The sequence below is a fragment of the Frigoribacterium sp. CF331 genome (assembly GCF_057787905.1).
Map to the genome: position 1 here is coordinate 1,425,204 of NZ_CM173545.1, position 14,605 is coordinate 1,439,808.

The window sequence follows — 14,605 nt, forward strand, 5'->3', positions numbered from 1 at the left end:
GTATCGTCCTCATGTGGACAACCTCGACTACGGCATCATCGACCTCCTGCGCCAGAACGCCCGTGCCGGGTACGGCGACATCGGCGCCTCGGTCGGCCTGAGCGCCTCGGCCGTGAAGCGTCGCGTCGACCGCCTCGTGGCCGACGGGGTCATCAAGGGCTTCACCGTCCAGGTCGACCCGGCCGTCGACGGGCTCGGCACCGAGGCCTACGTCGAGCTCTTCTGCCGGGGCACGGTCTCGCCCCAAGAACTGCAGCGCATCCTCGGCACGGTGCCCGAGGTCGTCGACGCCGGCACGGTCACCGGCAGCGCCGACGCGATCGTCCACATGCGCAGCCGCGACATCCCCTCGCTCGAAGAGGCCCTCGAACGCGTCCGCAACGCCCCCAACGTCGACCACACCCGCAGTGCGATCGTCCTGTCGAAGCTGATCAGCCGCCGCTCGGCCTGACGGCGGCGGCTGCCCTCGGCTGTCACCGGTTTCCGGCGGCCCCAAGGGCTGCCGCCGGACGCCGACGGCCGACGGCGTCCACGACCGCGCACCGACCGTCGTCGGAGGTCACGGCTCAGAGGCGGAGGTCGGCCAGTGCGGGCTCGAGGCGGCCGTAGCGGTGCGCCGTGATCGAGACGGACTGCTCGCGGACGAACGTCAGCAACTCGATCCGGCCCTCTTCGGTCACCTCGCCCGACACGACCGTCACGTCGGGGCTGCCCTGCACCGCCCGCGCCAGGGCCGCCGGGTCACCGCCGACCAGGCGGATGCGCAACCCGCGGTAGGCCCGCACCGCCTCGGGCGACGGGACGGGCGTCGAGTCGTCGACCCGCGCCTTCTCGGGGGACGCGGGCTCACCGCCGGCGGCCTCGGCCAGCAGGTCGAGGACGTCGGGGCCGGCCGCATCGGTCGCGTCGCCCTGCAGGGCTCCCGCCGCGGCCCGGGCGACGAACGCCGCGTCGCTCTCGACCACGACGTCGCGCACCCGGACCGGGGACGAGGAGGCGCGCCACAGGTGCACGAGCCCGGCCGGCAACGGCACGGCCGAACTGATCGTCAGGGTCGCCCCCGCGCGTGCCCCGGCGGCCACGAGCCGGATCAGCCCGGCCGGGTCGGCACCGGCCGAGAGACGCACGGTGACCGGGTGCGGGCGGTACCGGAGGACGTTGCGCTCGACGACGAGACCCGACACGTCACGGGCCAGGCCGAACTCGGCCTGCCAGGCGCGCTGGTCGCTCTCGACGGCCGTGCGGAGCGAGTCGAACTGCTCGAACGACAGGGTCGGGCGGGCGGCGTCGACCAGCCGGGTCACGCCCTCGGAGACGTCGTGCAGCCGGAGCGAGGGACGGGGCTCGTGCGGCAGGTGGTGCCACGAGCCCTGACCGACCAGGGCGTGCGGGCCGACCGGTTTGAGACCGCGACCCAGGGCGCGTCGGCCCCACCCGCCGGTCGGGCGGCGACGCACCCGGGCCCCGGTGGTCGGCCGGCCGACGACCAGGTCGCCGGCGCGCACGGTGTGCAGCCACTCGTCGACCTCGCCGACGTCGAGGGTGTGCAGCCCCGCCACGTCGCCCCCGCCCTCGGCGTTCTGCAGGGCGACGGCCTCGGCCAGCGTCTCGACCACGACGAGACCCACGACGGGGACGCCGTGCGGCACCGACGCGAAGGCACCCCGGGGGTCGACCCCGTCGCGCACCCCCGGCGAGCACAGGGCCCCGACCTCGTCGAGCGGCCGGGGCTCGATCAGCCACGACTCGCCGACGCCGAGCACGGTCAGCGCGTCGAGGTCGGTGCCCGTGGGCGTGGCTCCGAGCGGGCCCACCGTGGTCGTGACGACGTCGGCCGGGCCGACGACGACCGCCTCGAACGCCTCGCGCAGCAGGCGCCGGAACGTCGGGCCGTGACCGACCGAACCGACGGCGATGACCAGGTCGAGCGCCCCCTGCCCGCGACCGGCGTGGTCGACGACGCTCGTGACCACGTCGGCGGCGGCCCGCTCGAGGTCGGCGGCGGGGGTGACGACCAGGGACGTGACCCCCGTCGTCCGCACGGCCAGGTCGAGTTCGGGGCGCACCTCACGGAGCGCGACGACGGCGTCGACCGTCGAGTGCCCCACGACCCGGTCGACGGACGGGTGCGCGAGCAGCGCGTGGTCGTCGTCGCCGTCGTCGGCCTCGGCGAGGGCCAGCAACGAGTCGGGCACGCCGACGGCCCAGAGCGCCTCGGCGACCACGGCGACCGTCCGCCGGCGGGCGCGCGGCAGTCGCACGACCACCGCGCTGCCCGCCCCGAAGGCGGCGAGCGTCGCCTCGACGGTGCTGGCCACGGGGGTGACGAGGTCGGGCAGGACGACCGTCAGGCGCGGCGGACGGTGCTCGGCGGTGACGATCGACGCGAGGTCGCGCGTCAGGCCGGCGAGCCGGTGTGCGGCGTCGACGGCGGCACCGACCTCGTGGTCGGCCTCGGACAGGGTCGCGCCCGACTCGCTGATCGACACCTCGATCAGCCGGGACCGTCGGAGCGCGAGCTCGCGGCCCGCGAGGTCGAGCAGTTCGGCCCGCGTGGCCGGCTCTTGCCGCCCCCAGGCCTCGCCCGCCCGGGAGGCGCGGGTCGTCAGGGCGTGAACGGCGTCGGCCTCGAGGGCGGGCGCCGCGTCGGCGGTCTCGACGCCGGCGGTGGACCGGCGGGCACGCCCGAGGACGCCCCGGGCCCACCTCCGGTTGCCGTCGAGCGAGGGGTCGGTGTCGGCCTCGGCCACGAAGTCGAGGACGTGGTCGGCGCCCTCGTCGAGCGGGCCGGAGCGGTCACGGCGACGACGGGGCGCGGTCGGCAGCTCGTCGACCGCCCCGAGGGCCCGCTCGTGCCGTCGGGCCTCTCGCGCGAAGGCCGCCTCGTGGTCGACGTCGAGGGTGCTCGAGAGGAAGCCGCCGGGGTCGGCGAGCGCGTCGAGCCTGCCGACGAGGTGCCGCACGGCGGAGTCGAACCGGTCGGGGTCGATGACCGGCACCTGCAGGACGAGCCCGGGCAGCTCGGACCGCAGCACCTCGGCCAGGCCGGGTGTCAGCCCGGACCACAGCTCGACGTCGAGCTGGTGCTCGGTGCCGTGTCGCCGGGCGACCGTGACCGCGTGGGCCACGTCGAAGACGTCGTGCCCGGCGAGGCCGACGCGCACGACGGCCGCGTTCTCGGGTCGGAGGGCGAAGTCGAGCAGTCGGAGGTGGCTCGCGTCGGTCTCGTGCTTGGCGTCGAACGTGACGACGGGCCAGTCGTTCAGACGGGCGTCGACGATCTCGTCGAGCCGTGATCCGCCCTTCACGAGTCGCACCGTGATCGGGGCCCCGCCACGCTCGACCCGCGCCCTGGCCCAGTCGGTCAGCAGCTGCAACGAGTCCATCGCCTCGGGGACGTACGACTGCACCACGATGCCCGCGGTGACGGCCTCGAGGTCGGGGCGGTCGAGGAGGCGCGTGAAGACGTCGATGGTCAGGTCGACGTCGGCGTGGCGGTCGACGCCGAGCGTGAGGAGCGTGCCCGAGGTCGCGGCGAGTTCGACGAGGGGGCCGAGCCTCGAGACCGCCAGGTCGCTCGTCTCGTCGAACGCCCAGGGCGACGTGGGGCCCACGAGCTCGCGCACGGTCGTCGTGACGCGCTCGACGTCGGGCCGGCCGACGAGGGCGGTGGTGGCGGCGAGGCGCCGGTCGGCCTCGGCCGGGCCCGACACCGTCGGCCCCCAGGCCGTGACGTCGAGCCGGATGCCGTCGCGTCGCAGCGCGTCCAGGGCCTGCCCGAGCTTCTCGGGCGCGGCGTCGACGAGCAGGTGGCCGACCATGTGGCGGAGCGTCCGGCGCGCGACCGGCATGATCGGCCGCGGCGCGAGCGGGCCGAACCCTCCGCCGAACGAGATCGCCGCCCGCAGGTGCCAGGGCAGCAGGGCGGGCGTGCTGCGGCTGAGCCCGTCGAGTGCGGCGGCGGCGACGCGGTCGTCCTCGGGACGGACCACGCGGTCGGCGAACCCCCGGGCGAAGTCGAGGCCCCGGGGGTCGCGCAGCACCTCGGTCAGCCGGGCGGCCGAGCCCTGCACCGGGACGGCGTGGGCCGCGTCCCACCACCGGCGGGCTGTCTCGATGGTCTGCTGCGTGACGGCGGCGGCGTGCACATCGGACATGGGTCGAGGATAAGCCGCGCCTCCGTCCCTACACTGGGCGAATGGCCGACGAACTCACCGACGAGGAGTGGGTCGTCTGGGACTCCTTCTACCTGATGAGACGACGCCTCGACCGCGCGCTCGAGCTGCGCCTGCAGAGCGACTCGGGGGTCTCGGCACCCGAGTACGAGATCCTCGTCGGGCTGGGTCGCAGCAGCGGTCGACGCTCTCGCGTCCGTGACATCGCCGAGCAGATCGGCTGGGAGAAGAGCCGGGTCAGCCACCAGGTGACCCGCATGGAGCGCCGGGGCCTCGTGCGACGGACCGAGTGCTCGTCGGACGCCCGCGGCACGTGGGTCGAGCTCACCCCCGACGGCCGCCGGGCCATGCTCGCGGCGACCCGTGGCCACACGGCCGCCATCAAGCGCTACTTCACCGACGTCCTGGCCGGCGACGACGACGTGGTGCGTGCGTTCTCGCACCGGGTGCTCGACGCGATCGGCGGCGACGCGTCCCCCGACGGGGTCGTGGGCCCGAGCGACACCGCCGACCCTGCCGGTCGCGCCCACACCGCGGTCTGACCGGCACCGACCGGCTCTGACCGGCTCCGACCCACGAGGTGTCGGCCGCGCGCCCCTCAGTGGAAGCGGTGGTCCTGGATGGTCATGCGCGGCCCGAAGCGCGGCTTCGAGAAGCCGCTGCCGGTGATGAGCCGCATGACCCGCTCGCGCTGACCGCGCCACGGCTCGAGCAGCTCGAGCATGCCGTCGTCGTCGACCGGGCGGCCGATCAACGCCCACCCCACGAGCGCGGGCAGGTGGTAGTCGCCGACGCTCGGGCTGTCGGGGTCGCCGTGGGCGCGTTGCGTCGTCTCGGCCGCCGTCCACACGCCGACCCCGGGGATCGACCGGAGGCGGCGGGAGACCTCGTCGCCCCCGCGACCGAGGGCGAGGGTGCGCTCGAGGGCCGGGGCGACCGCGCAGACCCGCATGACGGTGGCGGACCGCTGGGGGCCCACCCCCGCTCGGTGCCACTCCCAACTGGGCACGCGCCTCCAGCCCTCGGCGTCCGGGGGCGCCACGAGCCCCTCGGGCACCGGGCCTGGGGCCGGTTCGCCGTGACGACGGACGAGGTGGCGCCACGCGCGCCAGGCCTCGACGCTGGTGACCTTCTGTTCGAGGACCGCGGGGACGAGCATCTGCAGCACCTGGTTCGTCCGGGTGAGGCGGAGGCCGGGCGAGCGGTGTCGCGCCGCCGACAGGAACGCGTTGCCCGAGACGTCGAGGTCGGACCAGTCGTCGCCCCGCCCGAGCATCTCGGGGGCGTGCCGGACGGCCCACGCGGCACCCGGCCCCCACGCGCTGATCGCCACGGACGAGGAGGCGCGGCTCGCCGACACGACGAGGCTCGCGACCCCCTCGGGCGTCCGCAACGCCCGCCACACGCGGTCGCCGTCGACGCGGAACGTCGGGTCGCCGCTGCCCCGACCCAGCGGCCGGAGCGCGGCACGGACGTCGACGGGAGCCTCGGGCCGGTAGACGTCGTCGACGCGCCGCGCCGGACGGGCGTCGGTGACGGGGGCGGAGACGGGCGAGGGCACGCCGTGATGCTAACCCGGGCGGCCGACACCCGGCGCCCGGTCGTCGGCGTCACGCCGCCGGGGGTGCCAGCGAGCCGAGCAGCGCGCGGACGGCCCCGCCGCGGGTGCCGTCGGAGCGGGCCAGCCCCGTGCGGACCCTCGTCTCGAAGGCCTGCCACGCCCCCACGGGCAGCTCGAGGCCCAGGCTGACGATCGCATGGCCGAGCCGCGGCTCGACGTCGTCGAGCGTCCGCGCCGAGGCACCCGACGCCGGCACCGCCGACAGGAGGCGCAGGACGGTCGACGCGGGACGCAGCGTGACCGAGGTCAGCGGTCGGCCCTCGGCGCGGCGGGCCAGCGGTCGCACCCTCGCCAGCACGCGGTCGACCTCGTCGGGGTCGGGGCCGCCGTCCGCCGCCGACCGGTCGATCGACCAGGCCAGCACGTGGGCGTAGAGCGAGCGGGCGTCGTCGAGGTCGTCGGCGCAGGGCGCGGCCACCCGCGTGTACCGGTTCGCCGCGAGCAGGACCAGTCCGCCGTCGCCGAGGCGTTCGAGGGCGGCGCGGATGGGCGTCCGCGAGACGCCCATCCAGGCGATGAGCTCGTCGTCGACCAGGCGCTCGCCCGGGGCGAGCACCCCGTCGAGCACGGCTCGCGAGAGCACCGCGTGGACGCCGGCGCTCAAGGTGCGGCGGCCCGGCCCGATGACGGGGTGCGACGTCGGCACGGGCGCGACGGGGACGGGGCCAGCCAGGGCGGTCAGGCGGGTCGCGAGTCCGCCGAGCAGGGCGACGACGGCGGCTCCGGTGGCGTCGCCGGGGCCCGATGCGGGGTCGGACGTCCGCGGGGCGTGACGCGGCGCTGGGGCGTCGGACGACGGCGGGGCGTCGGACGTCGGCGGGCCCGCGAGGACCGCGCGCAGGTCGCCGACGGCCTCGACCACGGCGCGTCCCGCCTCGTCGTCGAGGGCGGGGAGGTGGTGCCGCAGGACGAGCCCCGTCGTCGCGAGCCGCCGCCGGAGCAGCGCGTTCGCCCCGGGGACGTCGGTCAGGCGCGACGCCACCGCCAGGGCGTCGCCCACGAGCGCGGCGGCTGCCGCACCGCCCCCTCGGCCCGCCGTCGGTCGTCGTGCTCGACCCGGGCCGTCGAGCAGCCCGCCGAGGCCGTCGGCCAGGACGGCCCGGGCGTCCGGACCCGAGGCGGCGAAGGCGTCGGTGACGGCCAGGCCCGCCAGGACGCACGCCGTCGCTGACTCGTCGGCGGCCACCTCGGCCCGCCGTGGCACCACCCGGGTCTCGCGGGTCGAGACGGTCTCGACGAGCCCCAGGCCGGTGAGCCTCGCGAGCGCCACGCGGATGGGGGTCCGCGAGACGCCCAGCCACCGCTCGAGCTCGGCGTCGCGGAGGCGCTCGCCCGGTGCGAGCGAACCGTCGAGGACGGCCGCCACGAGGTGGTCGAAGACGGCGTCCTTGTGCAGGCGGCGGGGGATGGCGCACTCGGCGGTGATGGGGACGGGCATCTCGGCCTCTCGTCGGCGTGTCACATGTCGCATGAAAGCATAGGGCATACATGCCTCATCGGACACCTTCCGGGACGCCTGCGCGGGGCGGTCCGTGACCACGGGCACGCCCCGGGCGTAGGGTCCGCGGCATGACTGAGACCAACGACAGCAGCAAGATCGGCGAGGTCCTCGACGCGGGCCGCATCGGCATCCTCACCACCCAGAGCAGCCACGGCCACCTCGTGAGCCGTCCGCTCGCCCTGGTGGACCGCGACTTCGACGGCAAGGTGTACTTCTTCACGCGCGACCCGTCGCCGAAGGTCGACGACGTCAAGGCGCACCCCCAGGTCAACGTCGCCGTCGAGACCGGCAAGGGCTACCTCTCGCTGGCGGGGACGGCGTCGATCGTCAAGGACGACGCCCTGATCGACGAGTTGTGGAACACCGGCGCCGAGGCCTGGTTCGACGGAGGTCGCCAGGACCCCACCGTCGCCCTGCTCGAGGTCGACGTCGACACGGCCGAGTACTGGGTCAGCAACGAGCCCAAGGCCGTCACCCTCTTCAAGTACGCCAAGGCCGCCGTGACCGGCGGGCACCCGGGGAACGTCGCCGACACCGGCACCGTCCAGCTCTGACCGAGGAGGCGCGCGCGGGTCGTCGAGGACGGCCCGCGCCCGCGCCCTCCCGCGCTCGCGTCCCGGCTGCTCGTCGTCCCGTGCCCTGCGCCCCGCGGCCGCGCCCGGCCCTCGCGTCGCCCGCCGGGCTCAGCCGCAGGTGACGGTCTGCCCCTCGTCGTTGACGTAGTCGCCCGGACCGAGCTGCGCGCACGCGGTCGCGAGCTGTGAGTAGTGGTCGAGAGCCGCCACCGCCCACACGACGCTCAGCACGATGACGACCGAGGCGACGGCGACGCCGACGAGGGCCAACGTGGCCGGGCGGCCGGCGGCCCGGGCCCGGCGCGCGGCCACGATGCCGAAGACCAGACCGAGCGGTGCGAAGAAGACGCCGAAGACGACCGCGGCGACGGCCAGGCCACGCCCCTCGTCGTCGGATCGGGGCGGGGACGACGACCAGTCGTCGTCGGCGGGGAAGAAGTACGAGCCGAGACCGGCGTTCTCGGGGCGCGCCTCGGGCGCGACCTCGCCTGCCGGAGCGGGGTCGGTCGCCGGGGCCCACACCTGGCGGCCGTCGGCCCCCCAGGCGGGCTGACCCGTGGGCTGCGCGACGGGCTGGGCGGGGAACGGCTGCCGCGCGTCGGGCGGCTGCGGGGCGACGGGGGCGTCGAGCGGCCAGCCGTGGTCGGCCGCGGTCGCCTCGGGGTGCACCGGCCGGGGCGGGCCGAACGGGAACTCGCCGCGCTCGGGCTCGCCGGGCGTGGGCCGGGCGAAGCGTGCCCACGGCGACGGCGGGCGCCCCGACTGCTCGTTGCTCATGCAGGCGAGGGTAGTACGACCGCCTGCGCGCCCCGGCCGGGAGGCGACCGGCGTCGTGGACGGGTGCCGCGCCTCCCGGTGGTCCATGATGGGTCTCGACCTCGGCCCGTCGAACGGGCCCTTCGATGCGATGGAGCCCCTCGATGCGAATCGGAATCCTCACCAGCGGCGGCGACTGCCCCGGTCTCAACGCGGTCATCCGCGGAGCCGTGCTCAAGGGCACGCAGATCCACGGGCAGGAGTTCGTCGGGTTCCGCGACGGTTGGCGCGGCGTCGTCGACGGCGACGTCATGCCGCTCACCCGGAAGGAGATCCAGGGCATCGCCAAGCAGGGCGGCACCATCCTCGGGACGAGCCGGACCAACCCGTTCGAGGGCGACGGCGGCGTGGACCGCATCGCCGAGAACATGGAGCGCTTCGGCATCGACGCCATGGTCGCCATCGGTGGCGAGGGCACGCTGGCCGCCGCCAAGCGCCTGACCGACGCCGGCCTCAAGATCGTCGGCGTGCCCAAGACCGTCGACAACGACCTCGGCGCGACGGACTACACCTTCGGCTTCGACACCGCGGTGCAGATCGCGACCGACGCGATGGACCGCCTCAGGACGACCGGCGACTCGCACAGCCGGTGCATGGTCGCCGAGGTCATGGGGCGGCACGTGGGCTGGATCGCCCTGCACTCGGGGATGGCCGCGGGTGCGCACGCGATCCTCATCCCCGAGCAGGCGACGAGCATGGACCAGATCGTCGAGTGGGTGCAGTCGGCCTACGACCGCGGGCGTGCGCCGCTCGTCGTCGTGGCCGAGGGATTCGTGCCCGACCACGAGAGCGACGTGCACTCGGAGCGCGGCCTGGACGCCTTCGGGCGCCCCCGCCTCGGCGGCATCGGCGAGCGCCTCGCCCCCGTCATCGAGGAGCGCACGGGCATCGAGACCCGCGCCACGACGCTCGGCCACATCCAGCGCGGCGGCACGCCCACGTCGTACGACCGCGTGCTCGCGACGCGCCTCGGCATGGCCGCGAGCGACTCGGTCGTCGAGGGGCGCTGGGGTCGCATGGTGGCCCTGCGCGGCACCGAGATCGTGCACGTGTCGTTCGAGGAGGCGCTCGACAGCCTCAAGGTCGTGCCCCAGCACCGCTACGACGAGGCCGCGATCCTCTTCGGGTGAGGCTGGCTGCGGGCGGGCGGGTCCGGAGCCGGCTCCCGCCCGCCGACGACTCGTCCCCAGGCGCCGACGACCGCTGGTCGTCCCGGGTCCGTCGCGCAGCCGATGTGCGCCCAGCCGGACTCTGACAGTCTCGACGCATGATCACGTTCATCGTGGTGGGGGCGATCGGGCTCCTGCTCCTGCTCGTCAGCATCGTCGTGGGCGACCTGCTCGACGTGTTCGACGTCGGTGACGGGCTCGTGTCGGGCGTCGCCCTGGGCGCGGCCCTGGCCATCTTCGGGCTCGCAGGGGTCGTCACGTCGCAGACCGACCTCGCCCCGGGGTGGACGTACGCCGTCGCCGTCGGCACGGCCCTCGTGGCCCTCGTGCTGATCCAGCTCGTCGTCCGCCGGGTGACCCGTCGAGAGAGCGGCGGGCACTGGTCGCCGGTCGGGTTCGTCGGCGTCACGACCGAGGCCACCGGCCCCGGCGGCGGCGAGGTGCGCCTCGACGACGTCCGCGAGCTCGAGCGCCGACTGGCCACGAGCGCCGCGCGCATCGAGCGGGGCGTGCGGGTCCGCGTCGTGGCCGAGAACGGCCCGCGCGTGCAGGTCGAGGCCCTCGACGCCGGCGACGCCTCCGCGTCCCGTGATCCCCAGACCAACTGAAAGGAAGCCCCGTGGACTTCATCTCCTCCAACGTCAGCGTCGTCGCCGTCGTCGTCGCCGTCGTCATCGCGCTCGCCCTGCTGTCGTTCGTCGCCAGCCGGGTCCGACGCGTCCCGCCGAACGAGGCGCTCATCGTGGTCGGCCGGGGTGCCGAGCGTTCCGAGGGCGGGGGCATCTCGAGCCCCCAGAAGGTCATCATCGGCGGCCGCACCTTCGTCTGGCCGATCTTCCAAGAGGGGTTCAAGCTGTCGCTCGAGCAGTACCAGACCCCGGTCGAGGTGCAGGCCATCGACGCGAACTACATCCGCACCGCGGTCAAGGCCACCGTGAACTTCAAGGTCACGGGCACCGAGGACGGCGTCCGTCGCGCGGCACAGCGCTACCTGCTGCAGCAGCAGCAGCTGCCCGTCATCGTGCAGCAGTCGCTCGAGGGGTCGATCCGCGGCCTGATCGGCGGGCAACCGGTCGACGACCTGGTGAAGAACTTCTCCCGGCTCGCCGCCGACGCGGTCAACGAGACGAAGGGCGAACTCGCCGAGCTCGGCCTCCAGATCGAGACCATGAACATCCGCGAGATCGAGACGCCCGGCAGCACCTACCTCGCCGACCGCGGTCGGGCCGAGGCCGCCGTGGCGAAGCAGAACGCCGACGTCGCCGAGGCCGAGGCCGAGCGCATCGCCGCCCTGGCCCGCATCGGCAACACCCAGCAGACGGCCGAGCGCCAGCTGCAGCTCGACGTGCGGCAGGCGCAGATCAAGGCCGAGACCGACCGGGCCCAGGCCGAGGCCGCGGCCGCCGGCGAGCTCGCCCGGGCCATGCAGGACAAGCTGGTCGCCGAGCAAGAGAGCATCGCCGTCGCCGAGCAGGCCAAGGTCAACCAAGAACGGCTCAACATCGAGGTCCGTCAGCCGGCCGAGGCCGCGGCCTACGCGTCGGTGCAGAACGCCGAGGCCGAGCGCGACGCCGCGAACGCCGCCGTCGAGGCCGAGGCCTTCCGTCGCACCCAACTCGCCGACGCCGCCCGCAACGCGGCCGAGAACGAGGCGGCGGCGGTCGAGGCGGCCGGACGCGCCGAGGCGGCCGCCATCAAGGCCAAGGGTCTGGCCGAGGCCGAGGCGGTCGACGCCCTGGCCGAGGCCCAGGGCAAGTTCGGTCAGGCGGCCCTCGCCTCGCAGGTCATCTCGCGCCTGCCCGAGATCGCTCGCGAGATGGCGGCGCCGATGGGCAACATCGACGCGCTCACGGTCGTCTCGACCGACGGTGCGAACGAGTTGACGAAGTCGGTGGCGAACAACATGACCCAGCTGCAAGACGTGGTCAAGGCCACGACGGGCCTCGACCTGGTCAGCGCGCTCGGCGGGTTCCTCGGGGCCCGCACCGGGTCCGCCGACGGCGCCGCGGCCTCGCGACCCCGCACGACCGACGGCGCGTAGCCTCCAGCCATGCGTGCCGTCGTCGTCGAGCAGGGCCGGGCCCCGGCCCTGCTCGACCGCCCAGAGCCCGAGCCCCACGACGGCGAGGTCCTCGTCGAGGTCCTCTGGTCGGGGGTGAACTACAAGGACGGTCTCGCCCTGCGGGGCGACCTCGGGGTGGCCAGGATCGATCCCCTCGTCCCGGGCATCGACGTCGTGGGACGCGTCGTCTCGGGCCACGGCGTGGCGGTCGACGCGGGCGACCTGGTCGTCGTCAACGGGGCGGGGCTCGGCGAGACCCGACCCGGCGGGTACGCCGAGCGCGTCGTCGTGCCCGGCGACGCCCTCGTGGCCCTGCCCGAGGCCGTCTCGCCGCGACGGGCGGCAGCCGTCGGCACGGCGGGCTTCACGGCGATGCTCAGCGTGCTGCGACTCGAACGCGACGTGGCACCGGGCGACGGCGAGATCGTCGTGACAGGGGCCGCGGGCGGCGTCGGCTCGGTGGCCGTCATGCTCCTCGCCCGGCTGGGCTACTCGGTGACGGCCTCGACGGGGCGTCTCGAAACCGAGTCCGACTACCTCCGGTCGCTCGGCGCCACGTCGGTCGTCGATCGTGCCGAGCTGGCGGCCGAGGGGCGTCCCCTGCAGCGCGCCCGATGGGCCGGGGCGATCGACAGCGTCGGCAGCAGCACCCTGGCCAGCCTGCTCGCGCAGACCTCGTGGGGCGGCGTCGTCACCGCCTGCGGCCTGGCCCAGGGCTCCGACCTGCCGACGACGGTGCTGCCGTTCATCCTGCGCGGCGTGACGCTGGCCGGCGTGAACTCGGTGGACGCGCCTCCTGCCCTCCGGCGCACCGCGTGGCACCGTCTCGCCACCGACCTCGACCTCGACCTGCTCGACTCGGCGACCGCCGAGGTCGACCTGGCCGACGTCGTCGACGCCGGTCGACGGGTGCTGGCGGGCGAGACCCGCGGGCGCACGGTGGTCCGGGTCGGGGCCTGACCCGTTGCTCCGAACCCACCGGGACCTCTCGCCTGAAGTACCGGATACGCGATAGATTGTCGTGCATGGAAGGTGCGACATGCACCTCCTGACGGCTTAGGGAGCCGTCGACGCCCGAGCCCAGGAGCCCCCGATGCCCATCCCCCAGACCTCCGACGCGCCTCCCGCCCCTCGCCGCCTGTTGCGCGACGTCGTCTACGACAAGCTGTTCGTCGCGATCATGGACGGCACGGTCGAACTGGGCGAACGGCTGAACGACGACGAGCTGGTGGCCTGGTTGGGCGTCTCTCGCACCCCCGTGCGCGAGGCCATCGCCAAGCTGGCCGACCAGGCCATCGTCGACATCGAGGCCAACCGTTACACGCGCATCGTGGCCCCGACCATGGCCGAGTTCGTCGACACCGTCGAGATCGGTTACCAGGTCTGGGCCCTGTCGGCCGAACGAGCCACCCTCGCCCTGACGGACCAGCAGCTCGAGACCGTCCTCGGGGTGCTCGACGCCCGGATCGCCGCCTTCGAGAAGCGCGAGCCCGAAGACGCCGTCGCGCTCGACTCCATGAACGAGCTGCTGCTCAAGGCTGCGGGCAGCCCGTCGTTGGCGCGGCTGTCGCTGGCCAGCGGGCCCCGGCTGCTGCTGCTGGTGCGCCGCGCCTTCGCCGCCGGGTTCTTCCCCTGGGACGCGGCGCTGACCTTCAGCCGGGCCCTGCGCCAGGCCTTCGCCGACCGTGACGCCGCCGAGGTGGGACGCCTCGTCCGCACCCAGCCCGAGAACTGGACCGAGTTCTTCAGCGACGTCGAGGCATCGGGCCTCTACCCGGTCGAGTCCCGACGCCCCTGACCCGAACGGCCCCGACCGAGCGGCCCCGACCCGAGCGGCCCCGACCCTGCCGGCCCCGAGCCGAGCGCCCGCACCGACGACGACCACGATCGACACCCGACCACCGAGAGGGAGCACGATGCCCATCCCCACCCCCGAGACCACCCCGGCACCCCGCCGACTGCTGCGCGACGTCGTCTTCGACAAGCTGCTGGCCGCCATCGGCGACGGCACGCTCGAACTGGGCGAGCGACTCAACGACGACGAGCTGGTCAGCTGGCTCGGCGTCTCGCGGACCCCGGTCCGCGAGGCCATCGCCAAGCTCAGCGACTTCGGCCTGGTCGACATCGAGGCGAACCGCTACACCCGGGTCGTGCAGCCGACGATGACCGAGGTCGACGACACGCTGAACGCCGCGCTCGGCGTCTGGAGCCTCGCCGCCCGTCGTGCCGCCGTCACGATGGACGACGCCCAGCGCAAGGAGTTCCGAGCGCTGGCCAAGTCGGTGACGTCGGCCCTCAAGGCGAAGAAGTCCGACCACGCCTTCGAGTTCAAGCGCCTGATCGACGGTCTCGTGCAGTACGCCGCGAGCCCCTCGCTCACCCGCATGGAAGAGACGGTGGGTGCCCGCACGGCCCTCATCCTGCGCCTCTCCGGCCCGGCGTTCTCGGTCGCGAACGCCGTCGCGTTCACCGACTCGCTCGTCGCCGCGATCGACGCGAAGGACGGCGAGGCCGCGGCGACCGTGCTCGTCGGAGCCGAGACGCAGGACTACGCCACGCAGCTGCTCGACGGACTGCGCGAGCAGGGGACCTTCCCGGCCTGACGCCCTCGGGGCCGGCGACCGCCGACCCGCCACGGTGGTCCGACACGGAACGACGCCGCCGCCCTCGTGGGCGGCGGCGTCGT

Annotated in this window: 13 protein-coding genes; 9 read left to right on the top strand and 4 right to left on the bottom strand. The window is 74.6% G+C overall.

The annotated features are described in order from the left end of the window. The first annotated feature begins 13 nt into the window (after window positions 1-13). Window positions 14-451, top strand: a complete 438-nt coding sequence (locus tag AC3CCI_RS06645) for an Lrp/AsnC family transcriptional regulator (RefSeq protein ID WP_043593232.1) — start codon at window positions 14-16, stop codon at window positions 449-451. Window positions 452-566: 115 nt separating this feature from the next. Here AC3CCI_RS06645 and AC3CCI_RS06650 read toward each other — a convergent pair whose 3' ends face one another. Then, complete coding sequence (locus tag AC3CCI_RS06650; RefSeq protein ID WP_488628490.1) at window positions 567-4,157, bottom strand: proline dehydrogenase family protein; 3,591 nt, start codon at window positions 4,155-4,157, stop codon at window positions 567-569. Window positions 4,158-4,198: 41 nt separating this feature from the next. On the opposite strand from AC3CCI_RS06650, the gene AC3CCI_RS06655 reads away from it, so the two are divergent. After that, entirely contained in the window at window positions 4,199-4,717 is a 519-nt protein-coding gene (locus tag AC3CCI_RS06655; protein WP_354594051.1) for a MarR family winged helix-turn-helix transcriptional regulator, read from the top strand. 56 nt (window positions 4,718-4,773) lie between these two features. On the opposite strand, the gene AC3CCI_RS06660 is transcribed toward AC3CCI_RS06655, so the two are convergent. Both AC3CCI_RS06660 and AC3CCI_RS06665 read right to left on the bottom strand, forming a co-directional pair. Next, the gene (locus tag AC3CCI_RS06660) at window positions 4,774-5,736 is read right to left on the bottom strand and encodes a DNA-3-methyladenine glycosylase family protein (RefSeq protein WP_354594050.1); all 963 of its coding nucleotides are present in this window, start codon (window positions 5,734-5,736) and stop codon (window positions 4,774-4,776) included. 49 nt (window positions 5,737-5,785) lie between these two features. Further along, the gene (locus tag AC3CCI_RS06665; RefSeq protein WP_488628491.1) at window positions 5,786-7,234 is read right to left on the bottom strand and encodes a GntR family transcriptional regulator; all 1,449 of its coding nucleotides are present in this window, start codon (window positions 7,232-7,234) and stop codon (window positions 5,786-5,788) included. Between the two features lie 131 nt (window positions 7,235-7,365). On the opposite strand from AC3CCI_RS06665, the gene AC3CCI_RS06670 reads away from it, so the two are divergent. Next, window positions 7,366-7,851, top strand: a complete 486-nt coding sequence (locus tag AC3CCI_RS06670; protein WP_354594049.1) for a pyridoxamine 5'-phosphate oxidase family protein — start codon at window positions 7,366-7,368, stop codon at window positions 7,849-7,851. 129 nt (window positions 7,852-7,980) lie between these two features. Here AC3CCI_RS06670 and AC3CCI_RS06675 read toward each other — a convergent pair whose 3' ends face one another. After that, entirely contained in the window at window positions 7,981-8,649 is a 669-nt protein-coding gene (locus tag AC3CCI_RS06675; RefSeq protein WP_488628492.1) for a hypothetical protein, read from the bottom strand. Between the two features lie 143 nt (window positions 8,650-8,792). Between AC3CCI_RS06675 and AC3CCI_RS06680 the strand changes: the two genes are divergently transcribed. The 6 genes from AC3CCI_RS06680 to AC3CCI_RS06705 all read left to right on the top strand — a co-directional run bounded on the left by AC3CCI_RS06680 (window position 8,793) and on the right by AC3CCI_RS06705 (window position 14,522). Further along, the gene (locus AC3CCI_RS06680; protein WP_354594047.1) at window positions 8,793-9,818 is read left to right on the top strand and encodes a 6-phosphofructokinase; all 1,026 of its coding nucleotides are present in this window, start codon (window positions 8,793-8,795) and stop codon (window positions 9,816-9,818) included. Window positions 9,819-9,955: 137 nt separating this feature from the next. Further along, window positions 9,956-10,465 carry an NfeD family protein gene (locus tag AC3CCI_RS06685; RefSeq protein ID WP_488628493.1) on the top strand — a complete coding sequence of 170 codons (510 nt, stop codon included), beginning with the start codon at window positions 9,956-9,958 and terminating at the stop codon, window positions 10,463-10,465. 11 nt (window positions 10,466-10,476) lie between these two features. Then, window positions 10,477-11,898: an SPFH domain-containing protein gene (locus tag AC3CCI_RS06690; RefSeq protein ID WP_354594045.1), complete on the top strand. Its 1,422-nt coding sequence runs from the start codon at window positions 10,477-10,479 to the stop codon at window positions 11,896-11,898. A gap of 9 nt (window positions 11,899-11,907) precedes the next feature. Then, window positions 11,908-12,879, top strand: coding sequence for an MDR family oxidoreductase (locus AC3CCI_RS06695; RefSeq protein WP_488628494.1), 972 nt, complete (start codon window positions 11,908-11,910; stop codon window positions 12,877-12,879). 133 nt (window positions 12,880-13,012) lie between these two features. Further along, entirely contained in the window at window positions 13,013-13,717 is a 705-nt protein-coding gene (locus AC3CCI_RS06700) for a GntR family transcriptional regulator (protein ID WP_488628495.1), read from the top strand. Between the two features lie 118 nt (window positions 13,718-13,835). After that, window positions 13,836-14,522: a GntR family transcriptional regulator gene (locus tag AC3CCI_RS06705; RefSeq protein WP_488628496.1), complete on the top strand. Its 687-nt coding sequence runs from the start codon at window positions 13,836-13,838 to the stop codon at window positions 14,520-14,522. The last annotated feature ends 83 nt before the right edge of the window (window positions 14,523-14,605 follow it).

Excerpts from the sequence above, each read along its gene's own strand:
- AC3CCI_RS06650 (WP_488628490.1), bottom strand. The coding sequence starts at position 4,157 with ATGTCCGATGTGCACGCCGCCGCCGTCACGCAGCAGACCATCGAGACA.
- AC3CCI_RS06655 (WP_354594051.1), top strand. The coding sequence starts at position 4,199 with ATGGCCGACGAACTCACCGACGAGGAGTGGGTCGTCTGGGACTCCTTC.
- AC3CCI_RS06695 (WP_488628494.1), top strand. The coding sequence starts at position 11,908 with ATGCGTGCCGTCGTCGTCGAGCAGGGCCGGGCCCCGGCCCTGCTCGAC.
- AC3CCI_RS06670 (WP_354594049.1), top strand. The coding sequence starts at position 7,366 with ATGACTGAGACCAACGACAGCAGCAAGATCGGCGAGGTCCTCGACGCG.
- AC3CCI_RS06675 (WP_488628492.1), bottom strand. The coding sequence starts at position 8,649 with ATGAGCAACGAGCAGTCGGGGCGCCCGCCGTCGCCGTGGGCACGCTTC.
- AC3CCI_RS06680 (WP_354594047.1), top strand. The coding sequence starts at position 8,793 with ATGCGAATCGGAATCCTCACCAGCGGCGGCGACTGCCCCGGTCTCAAC.
- AC3CCI_RS06700 (WP_488628495.1), top strand. The coding sequence starts at position 13,013 with ATGCCCATCCCCCAGACCTCCGACGCGCCTCCCGCCCCTCGCCGCCTG.
- AC3CCI_RS06685 (WP_488628493.1), top strand. The coding sequence starts at position 9,956 with ATGATCACGTTCATCGTGGTGGGGGCGATCGGGCTCCTGCTCCTGCTC.
- AC3CCI_RS06705 (WP_488628496.1), top strand. The coding sequence starts at position 13,836 with ATGCCCATCCCCACCCCCGAGACCACCCCGGCACCCCGCCGACTGCTG.
- AC3CCI_RS06665 (WP_488628491.1), bottom strand. The coding sequence starts at position 7,234 with ATGCCCGTCCCCATCACCGCCGAGTGCGCCATCCCCCGCCGCCTGCAC.